17 protein-coding genes are annotated in these 16466 nt (G+C 35.3%); 12 read left to right on the forward strand and 5 right to left on the reverse strand.

Annotation, left to right across the window (positions count from 1 at the left end):
* Positions 1–17: 17 nt before the first annotated feature.
* The 3 genes from K5S59_RS16145 to truA are packed head-to-tail and all read left to right on the forward strand — an operon-like array spanning position 18 to position 3065.
* A complete protein-coding gene (locus tag K5S59_RS16145) occupies positions 18–881 on the forward strand; it encodes a DNA-3-methyladenine glycosylase family protein (RefSeq protein WP_000269449.1) in 864 nt (287 codons plus the stop codon).
* 10 nt (positions 882–891) lie between these two features.
* Positions 892–2271: a 23S rRNA (uracil(1939)-C(5))-methyltransferase RlmD gene (rlmD, locus tag K5S59_RS16150; RefSeq protein ID WP_000615215.1), complete on the forward strand. Its 1380-nt coding sequence runs from the start codon at positions 892–894 to the stop codon at positions 2269–2271.
* A gap of 56 nt (positions 2272–2327) precedes the next feature.
* On the forward strand, positions 2328–3065 hold the full coding sequence (truA, locus tag K5S59_RS16155) for a tRNA pseudouridine(38-40) synthase TruA (protein ID WP_001067312.1): 738 nt from the start codon (positions 2328–2330) through the stop codon (positions 3063–3065).
* 53 nt (positions 3066–3118) lie between these two features.
* Here truA and K5S59_RS16160 read toward each other — a convergent pair whose 3' ends face one another.
* Positions 3119–3316: a hypothetical protein gene (locus tag K5S59_RS16160; protein WP_000063922.1), complete on the reverse strand. Its 198-nt coding sequence runs from the start codon at positions 3314–3316 to the stop codon at positions 3119–3121.
* 157 nt (positions 3317–3473) lie between these two features.
* On the reverse strand, positions 3474–4877 hold the full coding sequence (locus K5S59_RS16165; RefSeq protein WP_001258434.1) for a sigma-54 interaction domain-containing protein: 1404 nt from the start codon (positions 4875–4877) through the stop codon (positions 3474–3476).
* Positions 4878–5152: 275 nt separating this feature from the next.
* On the opposite strand from K5S59_RS16165, the gene K5S59_RS16170 reads away from it, so the two are divergent.
* From K5S59_RS16170 to K5S59_RS16180, 3 genes are all read left to right on the forward strand, one after another.
* Entirely contained in the window at positions 5153–5407 is a 255-nt protein-coding gene (locus tag K5S59_RS16170) for a biotin/lipoyl-containing protein (RefSeq protein WP_000784766.1), read from the forward strand.
* 99 nt (positions 5408–5506) lie between these two features.
* Positions 5507–6928 (forward strand): amino acid permease, encoded by a 1422-nt coding sequence (locus K5S59_RS16175; RefSeq protein WP_120449443.1) that lies wholly within the window; start codon positions 5507–5509, stop codon positions 6926–6928.
* A 108-nt stretch (positions 6929–7036) separates the two neighbouring features.
* Positions 7037–8311 (forward strand): acetylornithine deacetylase, encoded by a 1275-nt coding sequence (locus K5S59_RS16180; protein WP_120449446.1) that lies wholly within the window; start codon positions 7037–7039, stop codon positions 8309–8311.
* A 99-nt stretch (positions 8312–8410) separates the two neighbouring features.
* Here K5S59_RS16180 and K5S59_RS16185 read toward each other — a convergent pair whose 3' ends face one another.
* Positions 8411–9064, reverse strand: coding sequence for a DUF1232 domain-containing protein (locus K5S59_RS16185; protein WP_001123722.1), 654 nt, complete (start codon positions 9062–9064; stop codon positions 8411–8413).
* A 130-nt stretch (positions 9065–9194) separates the two neighbouring features.
* On the opposite strand from K5S59_RS16185, the gene ytaF reads away from it, so the two are divergent.
* Entirely contained in the window at positions 9195–9806 is a 612-nt protein-coding gene (gene ytaF, locus K5S59_RS16190) for a sporulation membrane protein YtaF (RefSeq protein WP_000100743.1), read from the forward strand.
* Positions 9807–9921: 115 nt separating this feature from the next.
* Complete coding sequence (locus tag K5S59_RS16195) at positions 9922–10080, forward strand: hypothetical protein (RefSeq protein ID WP_000532409.1); 159 nt, start codon at positions 9922–9924, stop codon at positions 10078–10080.
* Positions 10081–10102: 22 nt separating this feature from the next.
* On the opposite strand, the gene K5S59_RS16200 is transcribed toward K5S59_RS16195, so the two are convergent.
* Positions 10103–10444 (reverse strand): DUF3969 family protein, encoded by a 342-nt coding sequence (locus tag K5S59_RS16200; RefSeq protein ID WP_000766602.1) that lies wholly within the window; start codon positions 10442–10444, stop codon positions 10103–10105.
* Positions 10445–10620: 176 nt separating this feature from the next.
* Positions 10621–11550 carry a glutaminase A gene (glsA, locus tag K5S59_RS16205; protein WP_001149867.1) on the reverse strand — a complete coding sequence of 310 codons (930 nt, stop codon included), beginning with the start codon at positions 11548–11550 and terminating at the stop codon, positions 10621–10623.
* Positions 11551–11874: 324 nt separating this feature from the next.
* On the opposite strand from glsA, the gene nagE reads away from it, so the two are divergent.
* From nagE to K5S59_RS16225, 4 genes are all read left to right on the forward strand, one after another.
* A complete protein-coding gene (nagE, locus tag K5S59_RS16210; RefSeq protein ID WP_000938886.1) occupies positions 11875–13368 on the forward strand; it encodes an N-acetylglucosamine-specific PTS transporter subunit IIBC in 1494 nt (497 codons plus the stop codon).
* A 262-nt stretch (positions 13369–13630) separates the two neighbouring features.
* Positions 13631–14872 carry a serine hydrolase domain-containing protein gene (locus tag K5S59_RS16215; RefSeq protein ID WP_098238092.1) on the forward strand — a complete coding sequence of 414 codons (1242 nt, stop codon included), beginning with the start codon at positions 13631–13633 and terminating at the stop codon, positions 14870–14872.
* Positions 14873–15063: 191 nt separating this feature from the next.
* Positions 15064–15879 (forward strand): hypothetical protein, encoded by an 816-nt coding sequence (locus K5S59_RS16220; RefSeq protein ID WP_000022139.1) that lies wholly within the window; start codon positions 15064–15066, stop codon positions 15877–15879.
* Positions 15880–16048: 169 nt separating this feature from the next.
* Positions 16049–16450 carry an LSm family protein gene (locus K5S59_RS16225; protein WP_000335525.1) on the forward strand — a complete coding sequence of 134 codons (402 nt, stop codon included), beginning with the start codon at positions 16049–16051 and terminating at the stop codon, positions 16448–16450.
* Positions 16451–16466: the final 16 nt, after the last annotated feature.

A 16466-nucleotide genomic window follows, 5' to 3' on the forward strand; every position in this document is an offset into this window, starting at 1 on the left:
AAAGGATGGGGAAACGTATGTGGAGCGAACATGTTACGTTAGAGTATCCGTATCATTTTGAAGAGGTATTAAAACGGTTATCTTTTGATCCTCTTAACGTCATTCAATTAGATGAGAAAGTCATTTATGTCCCGCTTTGTATAGATGAGGAACAGGTTGTTGTTCGCTTGCAAGGGATTGGTACTGTTCAAAATCCACAGTTTTGGATTTCTAGTCAAACAGGAGAGCCGGAGAAAGTCATGAAACGAATGAGAGCCATTTTTCATTGGAATGAACCGTTTCAAGATATACAAAATCATTTTTTAAACACATCATTACGTCCACTATTTGAAACATATGCTTATACTCCAATTATTTTAGAATTTGATTATTTCGCTTGTCTTCTTCGCTGTATCATTCATCAACAAATAAATTTGAAATTTGCTACTGTGTTAACAGAACAATTTGTAAAACGATATGGAACAGAGAAGAATGGTGTATTCTTTTTCCCCACTCCGGAAATAGTAGCAAATATTTCAATAGAGGAATTGAGAGGGCAGAAGTTTAGTCAACGAAAGGCTGAATATATAGTAGGATTAGGTCAAAGTATTGTCAGTGGTACATTAGACTTAGCGAGTATAGAAACCAGGGCGGAAGAAGAGGTTTCGGCACAATTGTTACCAATTAGGGGGATTGGTGCATGGACAGTGCAAAACTTTTTAATGTTTGGGCTTGGACGGAAAAATATGTTTCCGAAAACTGACATTGGGATTCAGCGTGCGGTGCAAGGGATATTTCAATTAGAGGATAAACCTGATGATGTATTTTTAGAAAAAGTGAAACAAGAGTGTGAACCATACTGCAGTTATGCAGCGTTATATTTATGGAAAAGTATAGAGTAGAGGTGTAATAATGATACAAAAGCAACATGAGAGTAAGTTGGAAGTTGGTCAAACGTTTCCTGTGACAATTAAACGTCTTGGGATTAACGGAGAAGGCGTTGGTTATTTTAAGAGACAAGTTGTTTTCATTCCAGGGGCATTACCAGGAGAAGAAGTTGTTGCAGAAACAACGAAAATCCAGCGTGGCTTCGCTGAAGCGAAAGTGAAAAAAGTTCGTAAAGCTTCACCACATCGTGTGAAAGCACCGTGTCCGGTATATGAAGAGTGTGGCGGTTGTCAGCTGCAACATTTAGATTATAAAGAACAATTAAATCAAAAGCGTGATATCGTTGTACAAGCATTTGAGAAGTATATGAACAACAGTTTGGAAGAGAAAATCCGTCCAACGCTTGGTATGGAAAATCCATGGCATTATCGTAATAAGAGTCAACTACAAGTGGGACGTAAAGACGAAAAGGTTATTACAGGGCTGTATAAGCAAAACTCACATCAGTTAATTGATATTGCTCATTGTATGATTCAACATAAAGCAACGAATGAAGCGACAAAAGTTGTAAGACGTATATTAGAAAAGTTAAATGTTTCTATTTACAATGAGAAAAAACAAAAAGGTTTAGTACGCACAATTGTGACACGTACTGCAGTTCAAACAGGGGAAGTACAAGTTACACTTATTACAACAAAAGAAGAATTGCCAAATAAGGAGCAGTTTATCGCAGAAGTACAAAAGCAAATGCCAAGTGTGAAATCAATTATGCAAAACGTGAATTGGCGTAAAACATCAGTTATTTTCGGTGATAAAACATTTAAATTAGCTGGAAAAGAAGTAATTCAAGAAACACTTGGTGATTTATCATTTGAATTATCAGCACGTGCATTCTTCCAGTTGAATCCAGAACAAACGGTTGTTTTATATGATGAAGCGAAAAAAGCAGCAGCTTTAACAGGCGATGAGAAAATTGTAGATGCGTATTGTGGCGTTGGTACAATCGGTCTTTGGCTTGCAAATGATGCAGCGGAAGTACGTGGTATGGATGTAATACCAGAAGCAATTGCAGACGCAAGAAAAAATGCGAAGCGTCACGGATTTACAAATACGAAATATGAAGCGGGTAAAGCTGAACAATGGTTACCGAAATGGGTAAAAGAAGGATGGCGTCCAGATGTAATTGTTGTCGATCCACCTCGTACAGGTTGCGATGATAAATTACTGGAAACAATTTTAAAAGTGAAGCCGAAACAAGTTGTTTACGTATCTTGTAATCCTTCTTCATTAGCACGTGATGTACAAGCATTAATGAAGAGTTATGAAGTGGAGTATGTGCAACCAGTTGATATGTTCCCGCATACAGCTCATGTAGAAAATGTAGTGAAGCTTGTTAGAAAGTAAAGTGTATTCATATTCCCTCACGATATGAGGGAATATTTTCTATGAAGGAGAATAAAATGAACAATTATAAATTAACGATTCAGTACGATGGTGCACGTTTTAAAGGATGGCAACGTCTCGGTAATAACGATAATACGATTCAAGGGAAAATCGAAAGTGTTATCTCTGAAATGGTCGGAAAAGAAATTGAAATTATCGGTTGTAGTAGAACAGACGCTGGTGTACATGCTTTGAATCAAGTTGCTAACTTTCAAAGTGATGAGAAGTTAGTGGAACATAAAGTGAAAAAATATTTAAATCAATATTTACCTAACGATATTAGCGTTACGGATGTAGAAGAAGTTCCAGATCGCTTCCATGCTCGTTACAACTCTAAAGCAAAAACGTATCTTTATAAGATTTGGAATGAAGAGCATACAAATCCATTTATGCGTAAATACAGCATGCATGTGAATAAAAAATTAAATGTGAAAAGCATGAAAGAAGCTGCGAAACATTTAGTTGGTTCACATGACTTTACTGCTTTTTCAAATGCGAAATCAAAGAAAAAGTCTATGGTTCGAGAAGTATATACACTTGATGTGATGGAAGAGGCAGGATTTGTACAAATTAGAGTAAGTGGCAACGGATTCCTTCATAACATGGTCCGAAAAATTGTTGGAGCATTAATTGAAGTTGGATTAGGACAATTAGATGCAGAAGCAATTCCGTACATTTTAGAGGCAAAACAACGTAATCAAATTAATTGCCTTGCTGAGGCGAGTGGTTTGTATTTGGAGAATGTTGAATTTTAATAAACAATAAAAAAATCGAGCTGAGTAAGCTCGATTTTTTTATTGTTTTGGCATTAAGAAGATTTTTCTTTCTTCATACGTATCTTCAAATTCCAAAAAGTAGCAAGCATAATAGCTGCAAAGGAGCCGCTAATTGTTGCTAATAGCTTTGCATAAGGATAGGTATTTATATCAACTAGTAACATCATACATACAACGGTAGGGAAGAAGGCTAAGTATTGTAATAACTTTAATTTGTTATCATTACTCATATATATCATTCCTTTCTAGTATGTTATATGTTTATTGTAGCATATTTTACCAATTTATATTTACACTTGGAAGCAGGTTGATCCTGCATTAACAGGAAATAAAGGTCCAATTAGTGAGGGTGGACAAAACCTCCACAGATTAAAGTTTCACTTCATTTCATATGTGTAAATGCAATTTTTTAATTCGATATTGTAAGTTTTGCCTACTTAATCCCAAAAACTTTGCAGCCTGTGAGATATTACCGTGGTACTCTTTCAGAATTTGATTGATGTAGTTCTTTTCCATTGCCTCTATTGTGTGTTTTAACGTTTTAGGTGCATCAGCATCGTTATTAGTTAGGAAAGGTTGCATATTGAATTCTTTTTTTATTCGTTCGCGAAAGCGAGTGGGAAGATGAAACGCTGTAATGATATCTTCTTCTTCAACTAAATTCATTGAACCTTCAATGATATGTTCTAATTCTCGTACGTTTCCAGGCCAATCATATGCATACAAAAATTCTCTTACATGTACATCTAGATCCGTCACGCTGAGCCCAAATTGAATGTTGTACTTTTCGATAAAGTGCTGAACAAGAGCTGGAATATCTTCTTTTCGTTCGCGTAAAGGCGGGAGACATAAAGTAACGACGCTTAATCGGTAATATAAGTCTTCCCGTAATCGATTGTGTGTAATAGCTTCAAGAGGATCCTCATTAATAGTTGCTATAATACGAACATCAATTTCTTTTTCTTGTGTGCCCCCGATTCTTCGTATTGTTTTTTCTTGTATAGCTCGTAGTAACTTCGCTTGAAGTGCTGGACTTAATGAATTGATCTCATCTAATAATAAAGTACCTCCGTTTGCTTCTTCAAATAAACCAGCTTTATCGATGGCTCCTGTAAATGCACCTCGGTTCGTACCAAATAATAGGCTTTCCATGAGTGTATCAGGTATAGCGGCACAGTTTTGTGAAATAAATGGTTTTGTTGAACGCTGACTTTCATTATGGATGCTTTGTGCAAATAGTTCTTTACCGGTCCCTGTTTCTCCTACGAGAAGTATGGATGAGGATGTACGAATGACTCTCTTTGCTTCTGTAATGACGGATTGAATAGCACTAGAATCACCGATTATGTGATCAAAGGTAAACTTATTATTTGGTTTTCGAGAAAGGTTTGTTTTCATTGTTTGTTTGGAATGGCTAATCTCTGTTGAAATTTCAATAGCGCCTTTAATTTTTCCGTTTTCTATTATAGGGAAAGTGTTGTTAATCGTCGTAATTTCTTGCCCTTTATTGTTAAAATACGTTTGTTTTATATTTTTGTTTGTTTTTCCTAATTTTAATGCCTCTATAAGAGTACTATTTTTATTTTCTTCAAATGCGAATACTTCTAAAGGACTTTTATATAGCACATCTGAGCGTTCCATTGATTCAATTTCCATCATTTTGCGGTTGTAGATAATCGTTTTACTTTCCTCATTAATAATATGAATCCCGATATCGAGCTCATTGAGCAAAGTTTCATATAGCATATTCATTTCAATGACCTGTTTAAAATTAATTTCTTCTGTACGCATAGATTATCTTCTCCTCATTTCACCCTATGAAGACTGACTTTTTATAATTTTATTAAAATTCTTATAAAATCGCAAAATTTTTTTGCTATTTTCCTTTTAAAACTTCTCAAATGATAGAAAAATTTTGCGGTTGTGCACACTTTTTTGTATGAAACTCTCATTTAATATATGAATCAGAGACTTGGTACGCATTTTGCATAAATAATAGTTGAAATCTCTAAAGGAGGGATATGCAACGTTTCAGTACCGATTAATAAGAAGGAGGAGTTTATAAAGTGAAGATGGTTATAGAAGGCGTGTATAGTCCTTGTTACGGGAAAGTAGAGAAGTTATTTGTTACGGAAAGTTCTTACGTATATGAGTGGGAGAAATTAGCGTTAATTGAAACAATAGATAAACAGAAAGTAGAAATTAAAGTAGGAATCAGTGGATATATCGAATCATTAGAAGTAGTAGAAGGACAAGCTATCGCTGATAAAAAGTTATTAATAACAGTGAGGGATGATCTTTTAATAACAGGTAGTGATTGATACTATGTATTTTGCTCTTTTCAATAATTATTCTTATTATGAACATTTTTAAAAACGCTTACATGAAATGGGTTTCCAAAGTGAAAAGGGGGGATTTATATGATGGATCAAAACCAAGGGTTAAAAAGGGAATTGAAAAGCAGGCACATCTTTATGATTGCACTTGGAGGAGTTATTGGTACCGGTCTTTTTTTAGGATCTGGGTATACAATTCATGAAGCTGGGCCTGGAGGAGCGATTGTAGCGTATCTTGTTGGAGGATTTGTTATGTATTTAACGATGCTCTGTCTTGGAGAGTTAGCTGTTGCGATGCCTGACGCAGGATCTTATCAAACGTATGCTACAAAGCACATTTCCCCTGCAGCGGGTTATGTAGTCGGCTGGATGTCATGGCTAAACTGGTCTGCTACGATAGGTATTGAACTGATTGCAGTTAGTATTTTAATGAAACGATGGTTTCCTGATGTACCGTCATGGATTTGGTGCGTAGCGTTTGCGGTGCTTCTCTTCGCTATCAATGCGTTATCTTCAAGAAGTTTTGCAGAAGTTGAATTTTGGTTTGCAAGTATTAAAGTCATTACAATTATTGCATTTATTATTTTGGGCGGGGCAGCGATGTTTGGTTTTCTAGATATGAAAGGAAATGAACCAGCACCGATGTTCTCCAGCTTTACTGATTATGGTGGGTTGTTTCCAAATGGATTATCAGCTATTTTAATTACGATGATTGCAGTTAATTTTTCCTTCCAAGGAACGGAACTAGTTGGTATTGCAGCTGGAGAGAGTGAAAATCCAGAGAAAACGATCCCGAAGGCAATTAATAATACAGTTTGGCGCATACTGGTGTTCTTTGTATTATCTATTTTCATTCTTGCGGGATTATTCCCTTGGCAGCAAGCGGGAGTGATAGAAAGTCCATTCGTAGTTGTATTTGATAAAATTGGTATTCCTTATGCAGCCGATATTATAAATTTCGTTATTATTACAGCGGTTCTATCCGTTGCGAATTCAGGATTATATGCAACTTCTCGTATGCTATGGTCTATGTCTAATCAAGGAATGATTAGTCCAATTTTCGGTAAGTTATCTAAAAATGGTGTTCCTATTTATGCATTGATTGTAAGTACAATTGTAGGGTGCCTTTCATTACTATCAGGTATTTATGCGGAAGATACAGTTTATTTATGGCTACTTTCTATTGCCGGATTTGGGGCAATATTAGTTTGGGCATCTATTGCTCTATCTAACTTATTAGCTAGAAGGTCATATATTAAGCAGGGCGGGGATGTAAAGGACTTGAAATTTAAAACCCCGCTATATCCATTCGTACCACTCCTTGCATTAACATTAAATGTAACAGTTATAGTTGCTATGGCTTTTATCCCAGAGCAAAGAATGGCATTATATTGTGGAATTCCATTTATGATTGTTTGTTTACTGTTTTACCGTGCGACAAAAAATAAGGAAAGCAAAATAGAACATGTTGAAAAAGTAAATACAACAGAAGCAGAAGGTTTATAAATATATTAGAAACTTATACTGAAAAAAGAGACTGTAAAATTGTAAACAGTCTCTTTTTTTGTGACAATAAAGCTGGAAACATACTATGTATGCAAAGGGGAATTAGTGATGAATCAAGAAGTTTCACAGCTATTAGAACAGATTGATCTACGAAAAGATGAGTTACTAGAGCTTACAAAGAATTTAATCCGTTTTGAAACACCAGCACCGCCAGCGAGAAACACAAATGAGGCACAGGAATTTGTTGCGGATTTTCTAAGAAAACGAAATTTTAGTGTTGATAAATGGGATGTATATCCGAATGATCCGAACGTTGTTGGGGTGAAAAAAGGGATAGAAAGTGACACACATAAAAGTCTTATTATTAACGGACATATGGATGTAGCTGAAGTTTCAGCAGATGAGGCGTGGGAGACTAATCCGTTTGATCCGTTTATAAAAAATGGTTGGTTAGTTGGGCGTGGTGCGGCAGATATGAAAGGTGGATTGGCTGGAGCGCTATTTGCTATTCAGATTTTACAAGAAGCAGGCATTGAATTACCTGGAGATTTAATCTTTCAATCAGTAATTGGTGAAGAAGTTGGAGAGGCAGGTACACTTCAATGCTGCAAAAGAGGTTATGATGCTGATTTTGCAGTCGTAGTGGATACGAGTGATTTACATATGCAAGGACAGGGCGGCGTAATTACTGGATGGATTACGGTGAAAAGCCCTCAGACGTTTCATGATGCAACACGCAGGCAAATGATTCATGCTGGAGGACATTTATTTGGAGCAAGCGCGATTGAAAAAATGATGAAAATTGTGCAAAGTTTACAAGAATTAGAGCGTCATTGGGCAGTTATGAAAACATATGAAGGTTATCCATCTGGAACAACAACAATTAACCCAGCTGTTATTGAAGGCGGAAGGCATGCAGCGTTTATTGCGGATGAGTGCCGGTTATGGATAACAGTGCACTTCTATCCGAATGAAACACATGAACAAATAATAAAAGAAATTGAAGAGTATATTGGGAAAGTAGCAGCTGCCGATCCATGGTTAAGTGAAAATCCACCACAATTTAAGTGGGGCGGAGAATCAATGATTGTGGATCGTGGCGAAATTTTCCCTTCTTTAGAAGTAGATAGTGAACATGCAGCAGTAAAAACTCTTAGCTCAGTACACGAATCAATTCTATCTAAACATGCAATTTTAGATATGTCTGCAACGGTAACGGATGGTGGTTGGTTTAGTGAATTTCATATTCCAGCTGTTATTTACGGACCAGGTACATTAGAAGAAGCTCATTCAATAAATGAGAAAGTTGAAGTAGAACAGTTAATTGAATTTACAAAAGTAATAACAGCATTTATATATGAATGGTGTCATACAAAAAAATAGATTAGTATGTTGAAATCGTACAGGTAGGTATACTTGTACGATTTTTTAGTGAACTATTTCAGAGTTGAACAGAAACAACTGAAATAGTTCTTTGTTTTTCTATGTCTTTCGTTTTAGTTCGATTAATTTCTCTTTCGCTAATTCAACAGCAATTGCATCATCTAAATAGCCAATTGGAAAGAGATAGTCGGGGATAATGTCTGTTGATAAAATGAAATACAATAATGCGCCTCCAAGAACCGCACGTTCCTCATTTGAAATAGTTTCATTGCAAAATTGTTGATACATATCTGTTAGTTGTTCAATAAAAGGGCCAGCGCTATCAATTTGTTCTAATTTACTCGCGAAACTTTCATGAATACGTTTTTCACCTTCTGTTGTTTGAGCATAGCGTTCATAGTTTTCAAGTTCTTGTTTTACGCGCGTTGTTGTATAGTCGAAATCGAATAAGTTAGAGGATTGCAGCGTTTGCTGAATTGTATCAAGAGATGTGTACATATCCGTCTTTTCTTTATTAATGTGAGGAGAATCAGGATACATTTCATCAAATAATAGTTGGGGTGGGACTTGCAAGCATTCTGCAAATTTTTGTATATGTTTTTGTTTTGGCGCTTGTTTACCATTCATAATTCTTGAGATTGTTGCGGGATCAATATTGGTATGCATTCCTAATTGGCGCATGGATAAGGCACGCTCTTTTAAAAGTTTTTTTATTAATGTACTAAGCCGCTCATTTGGATTTTCTTTAGGCATAGTGAAGGCACTCCTTTTTTATTGTTGAAAAAATGTTGAGCATTTCTTACATGTATATGAAACAGACAGGCACAGTTGCTCAACATTTTCATAAGATGCATGGAAAAGTGAGAAAAAGGGGTGGCTGTTTATGAGTACGGCAGGTCTATTTTCAATTTTTTTAATCGGAATTGCTTCTAATTTAGATAATGCAGGTGTTGGGATTGCATATGGCATTCGTAAAATTCGAATTTCGTGGCTTAATAATTTTATCATTGCATTTTTTGGATTTTTATTCACTTTATTAGCTGGATTTTTTGGGAACTGGATCGCGTTATTTATTTCAGAGTTTACGGCAAATTTAATTGGGGCCATTGTTTTAGGCATAATTGGAGTGTTTATTTTGTGTCAGCCTTTCTTTGGGCAAAGAAATACCGTAGACTCTAAAGGTGATAGTGTACTTATAGGCATTTTACGTGATCCAGAAAAAGCAGATTTTGATGGTTCTAAAACAATTAGTTTTTCAGAAGCAATTGTTTTAGGGATAGCGTTGTCTATTAATAATATTGCGGGTGGATTTGATGCTGGGGTAACAAACTTGAATCTGTGGCTTACAGCAACTATTTCTGGGGTGTTTAGTTTTATTTGTATTAGTGGTTTTGCGTATGTAGGAAAACGATTTTTAGCAGCATACTTAGGGAAATGGGCTACTGTTATTGCGGGCGTGCTATTAATTCTTATTGGGATAGATCAGTTATTGTGAAGAGAACAGAAAACAATGTTCGAGTATTTCCTTGGAAATATGGCAAAGGATTGCATATATCGACGTACTTTTCTCCATACTAATACGGATTTCTTTTAAAGAAAGGGTGATCCGTATGGGACGCGGAAAAGCATTTGATCATAAGAAAAAAGGGCATGACCATCAACCGCCTAAAGGTGCGTTTATTCATAAAGATGTAAATGAACATACTTTAGAAGAGGAAGAGCTACCAGTAAATATTGAGGCGTATAAAAATAGTTTAAAAAAACATTAAAAGCACCTACATAGGTGCTTTTTTAACGTATATCTTCAATTAATTGTTCCGATTCTTCATGCATGCTGTACTCACTTAAAACTTGAATGCAAAGCCACTTTAATTCTTCGATAGTATGTTCAAGTTCTTCAGGAAGTACATGATGAATGTCTTCAAGCCCCATTCCGAAATGGATAAGTTCAAGTACTTGATCATCGATGTTCCGATCCATTAATAGTTCAAGTACTTCTAAATTGAATATGTATCGGTGAGCTTCATCGAGTGAAACCACTTTTAACTTCAGGCTTTCTACAATACTCAATATAAAAAGAAGAATTGTTTTTTCAAGAACAGGCTGTTTTTCCATTTGAAATATTAGTTTCATCTTTCACACCTCCACATATAGCGCTAGGTTGTACTATATTATTCAGGAGGGGGGAGCAAATATGCATGATATAGAGAAACTTTCAATACGGTTTTTGTAAGGGGGATGGATAGCTGATAAAATTGAGGATTTTATGAAATAAAAAAATCCTGCTAGTATAGCAGGATAACTCTCAATTAAAAAATGCTCCAACCTTCTTGAGCAGAAAGAAGTTCAAGAATTTTAAAACCAGCAATACTATTTCCGTTTGCATCTAAAGCCGGTCCGAAAATACCAATTCCTATTTCTCCTTTTACGCAGCCGAAAATGCCACCAGCTACACCACTTTTTGCTGGAATACCAACACGAATCGCAAATTCACCAGACTCGTTATACATACCACATGTAACCATAAATGTTTTACAGATTTTTGTAATATGTTTAGGGATAATTTGTTTTTTCTTATATGGATCATAGCCATCCATCGCAAAAATTAAGCCGATACGTGCTAAATCGATACAGTTTACTTCAACTGCACATTGACGAGTGTATAAATCCATAAGTTCTTCAATATCACAATCGATAATTCCGTTTTGTTTCATATAGTAACAAAGTGAACGGTTTAAGTAAGCTGTCTCTAATTCTGAATTGGCAACTTTAGAAGAATAGTTAATAGTAGGATTATCTGTTATTTCACGTACAAAATGAAGAATGCGCTCCATTTTTTCTTCATTATCTTTTCCTGTTAACATGCTTGTAATGGCTAGAGCTCCTGCATTAATCATTGGATTAAGTGGCTTAGAAGGACTTGTCGTTTCTAACTTAATAATAGAATTAAATGGATCACCAGTTGGTTCCATTCCAACTTTAGAAAATACATATTCTTCACCACGATCTAAAAGGGCAAGTGCAAGTGTAATTACTTTTGAAATACTTTGAAGAGTAAATAGTGTTTGTGAGTTGCCAGCATGGATGTATTCTGTTTCTTTATGGAAAATGGCAATCCCTAAATCATCTGGATTTGCATTTCCTAGTTCGGGGATATAAGTAGCAAGATTTCCTTTTTTCGTATATGGTTTTACTTGTTCTAACAACTGTTGTAAGTTGTTTGTTTCAATGCACTGCATAGTACCAACGCTCCTATTTCGAATTAACTAAGTTTACTTTTCCCGATATGCTCGGAAATAAATAATAACATGAAAAAGTGGAATGATAAAACGAAAGTTACATGTTCTATAGTAGGTAGTTCGTTTTGAGTATTCTATATTGAAAAAGGAGAATTTCCCTTTTATATAACAGTTTGGAAATAGGAGATTTATCCATAAAAAATTCGAAAATAAAAACTACACATCTATACAACTATATGTTATTATGGTTATGTAAATAGAAAGCGTTTTCTAAGGCGTACTTATAATGATAACGATTTCATAAATTTGATAGGGGGAATTAAAATGTTGCAGTTTCTACAACGTATTGGTAAAGCGTTAATGCTTCCAATCGCAGTGCTACCAGCAGCAGGATTATTGCTTCGTCTAGGACAAGAAGACGTATTAAACATTCCTGTTATGGCACAGGCCGGTGCAGCAATTTTTGATAATTTAGCACTTATTTTTGCAATTGGTGTTGCAATCGGTTTGTCTGTTGATGGTAGTGGGGCAGCTGGTCTTGCAGGTGCTATCGGATTTTTAGTTATGAAGAATACAACTAATGCTTTAAGTGTTACTTACTCAACAGCAGAACTAAACGATAAATTAAAGAGTGTTCAAGATTTAGTCGGTTCAGTAGATCCAACTAAATTAGCGGATACAATGAATAAGGTTTCTAAAGCAGCAGCTTTGACGCCAAAAATAAATATGGCCATACTCGGTGGTATTATTGCAGGGGTTGTTGCGGGATTACTATACAACAAATTCCATAAGATTAAACTACCAGAATGGTTAGGATTCTTTGCTGGAAAACGTTTCGTACCAATCATTACTTCTATTGTAATGCTTCTTTTAGGATTAGTATTCGGTCAAATTTGGCCAACAATCCAAACTGGTATTGATGCAGTATCACACGGTATCGTAAACTTAGGTTCAGTTGGTGCTGGTTTATTCGGATTATTAAACCGTTTATTAATTCCAATCGGTTTACATCACGTAATGAACACATACTTCTGGTTCGTACTTGGTGACTTTACAAATGCAGCTGGCGATCTTGTTCATGGTGATATCGCTCGCTTCTTTGCAAAAGATCCATCAGCAGGTATGTTTATGACTGGTTTCTTCCCAGTTATGATGTTTGGTTTACCAGCAGCATGTTTCGCAATGATTGCGGCTGCTAAACCAGAAAAGCGTAAAATGGTTACAGGTATGTTAGCTGGTCTAGCATTAACTTCATTCTTAACTGGTATTACAGAGCCAATTGAGTTCTCATTCATGTTCTTATCACCAGTATTATATGGTGTGCATGCAGTATTAACAGGTCTGTCGCTATTTATTACAACATCACTTGGCATTCGTGATGGTTTCACATTTAGTGCCGGTGCTATTGATTACGTTATTAACTTTGGTATTGCAACAAAACCTGTATTATTAGCAGGAATCGGTTTAATTTATGCAGCAATTTACTTTGCAGTATTCTACTTCTTAATTAAGAAGTTCGACCTGAAAACTCCTGGTCGTGAAGATGACGATGAGTTAGCTGAAGAGGGTGATGCACCAGTGGCAGGTTCAATTGGTGAAACTTACGTAGCAGCTTTAGGTGGAAAAGAAAACTTAACAGTTATTGATAATTGTGCAACACGTCTACGCTTACAAGTGAAAGATGCTGGTCAAGTAAACGAAGCAGCATTAAAACGTGCTGGTGCAAAAGGTGTTATGAAATTAAGTGAAACAAGTGTACAAGTTATCGTAGGTACAAATGTTGAATCTGTTGCCGATGATATGAAAAAACACGTATAAATAATGAGATAAGAGGATATCCAAAAAGATTGATAACATCAATTTTTAGAGGATATCCTCTTTTTTTTGTTAACAATTTAACGGGAATCTTACTTTTGTAAATTTTCTTTTTCTTTTTTATGCATATAGGTTGGTAATATGTGCAGTGCGTGATAAAGTAGGGATGACGTCGAATGGAATGTCGAAAATCTATGAAAAAGATCCGGAATGAATCTTGTGTAGTGGAATTAAATTATCGGTAAATAAGGGGAAAAAAGCAATTATGGATCAAGAAAAAAATAATGCGAATGGGAAGTCACGTCGGCCGATTGTATACATAAAAAGAACAATCATTCTCGTCTTACTATTTTCAGTTGTATATTTCATGTATACAAAAATTGTTGCGCATAATAAGAAAGAAGAAACTTTAAAAGCAGCGGCAGAAATGAAGAAACAAGAAGAGCTAAAAAAGAAAGAAGAAAAAAAGCAGCAAGAAGCACAAAAACAAAAAGAGCAGGAAGAACAAGTAAAGCAAGTACAAGCTGTGGAAAAGCCTGCTGAGGGACCACCTCAAGAAATTAATGAAAACGCTCAATTAGATCAATATTTACAAAACGCAGGATTTAGCGGAACAGCTGTTATTGTGAAGAACGGAAAAGTTCTTTTGAATAAAGGATACGGTATGGCGAACAAAGAGAAACAAGTACCGAATAATTCAGAGACAACTTTTTATATTGGTTCGATTTCAAAGGCGTTTGTAGCGACTGCTATTATGCAATTAAAAGATCAAAATAAATTAAACGTAGAGGATACCGTTGCAAAGTATATTCCAGATTTCCCTCAAGGTAATGGTATTCAGTTAAAACATTTACTAACACATACATCAGGAATTCCAGAGTATGAGCAAGGAACAGAGGATATTTCTCATGAAGAATTGATAAAACGAATAGGAAAGCAAAAGCGTATTGGGAGTCCAGGAGAGAAATGGAAGTATTCCGATTCGAACTATTCTATACTGGCCTACATCGCTGAGAAGGTAAGTGGACAACCGTTAGAAGAGTATATTAAACAACATATTTTTGCTACTGCGGGTATGAAGCAGTCTGGTTTCGGTAAAGCGCTAGAGCAAACAAGGTTTCCATCGACAGGTTATAAAATAGTAAATAACAATATGACAACACCTAATATTCCAAGTATGTCACAACTATATGGTTGTGGTGATATATATACAAGTGCACATGATTTATATTTATTTAATGAAGCGCTCTTCTCTGGAAAATTAATTTCAAAAGAGAGCTATGATCAAATGTTTACAGGCGGAAAAAAAGATTACGGATTTGGTTGGTATGTAGACCCGGGCAGTTATTCAAATCACGGTGTAATGCCAGGATGGAATTGCTTAAATGGATTTAGTAAAAACGGAAGTGTGTATGTCGTTTTATTATCTAACATTCAAAATAACATTAAATCGTTTGGTAAAGTGAATAACGACATTTATACGATGTTGCGAAATGTTGAAGTGTAAGAGACTATCCTATTGGATAGTCTTTTTTTATTGAGGAAGTGTAGGGGGTAATGAGATAATGAAATAAAGTGAAACTTTAACCAGTGGGGGGGGTGTTCATCCCCCACCTAACTTCTTTGCTTTCGCTGGATTTTGAAGTGGGGGTCTTACTGCCCGGCGAATAGCGGGATAAATGGAAAAGGGGGAGGGATATGAGTATACATAAGCATCACGCACGTAATGCAAAACGCATATTTTTTGTATCTGTCATTGTATGGATTATCGTCGCAATTGTATTAGTGATGGAATATAAAAAAGGGATGCTATTCACTTCGGAGAAAGAAAATCTGAAATTAATAAGTGTTGTACTACCAGCAATTGGATTATTAATATATAGTTTTATGGAAAAACGAAGATCAAAAATACTTAAACAGGAAAATTATAATATAGAGACTTCTGAATTATTTGAGCAACAAAAATTTGTTGTTCGCAAAGAGGTAGGGGTATTTCAAGCAATAACGTACTTTGGACTAGATGGCAGTGCAGTAGGGTTTTTAAAAGAAGAGTATGATTTTGTTATTCAACGTGTATGGCAAGCTGTACTTTCTTTTCTTTTTAGGGGATTACATAAGCAACAATTGTATTTATATAATCACTCGGGAGAAAGATTGTTGCGTGTTCAAAAGAAGATGGGAGTACGCAACGTCTATATTTTTTCTAATGTAGACGGAAAGAAAATTGGAGAGTTAACACAAATACTAAGTTTAACAAAGTGGGAATGGATTTTTTTAGGGGTGGATGGTAAAGAATTTGGTAAAGTGACTGGGGACCTTTCAGCAACAATGCAGAAAATAGATTGGCGAGATGGAACGCATATTGATGTAAAACAAGATGGTATTCCGTTAGAAGCTGTTAAGTATTTTTCGGCAAGCGGTGGTTCACTTGTTACAGCTTCTATAAGTGAACAGGCAGAATTACCACCAGCGGTTTATTATAGTGTAGCTGCCATTGTTACAATTGAACATTAAAATATATATAAAGATAGATGGGACACCATCTATCTTTTTTATGTGATTAGAAAAGATTGTTTATTTGAAAAATGTATGCCTTACCTATCACAAAAAAAGCCTGCTTTGTATACATTAAGATGTATGGATGTAATTTTAAAACTTAAAAAAATAATAGGAGGAGAAGTATATGTGTCTGTTCAAAAAATATTGGCATAAATTATCCCGATTATTTAATAGACAATTAGGCTATTTTTTAGATGACAAATTATTACCTGCTGTGGAACGACTTTTATTTTCGCAAAACTTCGCAAGGTTTATTCAAAGAAATTCAAAGAAAGCTACGGAAGAATTTATTGAATCAAGTCAATTTCAATCTATTATTTGTAACATATTAAAAGAATGTAATACATCACCGTTTAAAGAAATTGCAAAGCAATATTTAGGTAAAAACGTTGAAATTACTGTGACGGTTGGACAGTTGACAGGTGTAATTGTAGCAGTTGGTGATGATTTCTTAACACTGCAAGAAGGAATAGGGACAGAAGTTTTATTACCATTTACAAGTATTATATCAATAAAAGAAGCGTAAGAAAGGAGACTTATAT

Source organism: Bacillus sp. BML-BC051, assembly GCF_019656175.1.
GTDB lineage: Bacteria > Bacillota > Bacilli > Bacillales > Bacillaceae_G > Bacillus_A > Bacillus_A mobilis.

Coding starts and splice junctions, on each gene's coding strand:
- K5S59_RS16145 (WP_000269449.1), top strand. CDS start 18: ATGTGGAGCGAACATGTTACGTTAGAGTATCCGTATCATTTTGAAGAG.
- rlmD (WP_000615215.1), top strand. CDS start 892: ATGATACAAAAGCAACATGAGAGTAAGTTGGAAGTTGGTCAAACGTTT.
- truA (WP_001067312.1), top strand. CDS start 2,328: ATGAACAATTATAAATTAACGATTCAGTACGATGGTGCACGTTTTAAA.
- K5S59_RS16160 (WP_000063922.1), bottom strand. CDS start 3,316: ATGAGTAATGATAACAAATTAAAGTTATTACAATACTTAGCCTTCTTC.
- K5S59_RS16165 (WP_001258434.1), bottom strand. CDS start 4,877: ATGCGTACAGAAGAAATTAATTTTAAACAGGTCATTGAAATGAATATG.
- K5S59_RS16175 (WP_120449443.1), top strand. CDS start 5,507: ATGATGGATCAAAACCAAGGGTTAAAAAGGGAATTGAAAAGCAGGCAC.
- K5S59_RS16180 (WP_120449446.1), top strand. CDS start 7,037: ATGAATCAAGAAGTTTCACAGCTATTAGAACAGATTGATCTACGAAAA.
- K5S59_RS16185 (WP_001123722.1), bottom strand. CDS start 9,064: ATGCCTAAAGAAAATCCAAATGAGCGGCTTAGTACATTAATAAAAAAA.
- ytaF (WP_000100743.1), top strand. CDS start 9,195: ATGAGTACGGCAGGTCTATTTTCAATTTTTTTAATCGGAATTGCTTCT.
- K5S59_RS16195 (WP_000532409.1), top strand. CDS start 9,922: ATGGGACGCGGAAAAGCATTTGATCATAAGAAAAAAGGGCATGACCAT.
- K5S59_RS16200 (WP_000766602.1), bottom strand. CDS start 10,444: ATGAAACTAATATTTCAAATGGAAAAACAGCCTGTTCTTGAAAAAACA.
- glsA (WP_001149867.1), bottom strand. CDS start 11,550: ATGCAGTGCATTGAAACAAACAACTTACAACAGTTGTTAGAACAAGTA.
- nagE (WP_000938886.1), top strand. CDS start 11,875: ATGTTGCAGTTTCTACAACGTATTGGTAAAGCGTTAATGCTTCCAATC.
- K5S59_RS16215 (WP_098238092.1), top strand. CDS start 13,631: ATGGATCAAGAAAAAAATAATGCGAATGGGAAGTCACGTCGGCCGATT.
- K5S59_RS16220 (WP_000022139.1), top strand. CDS start 15,064: ATGAGTATACATAAGCATCACGCACGTAATGCAAAACGCATATTTTTT.
- K5S59_RS16225 (WP_000335525.1), top strand. CDS start 16,049: ATGTGTCTGTTCAAAAAATATTGGCATAAATTATCCCGATTATTTAAT.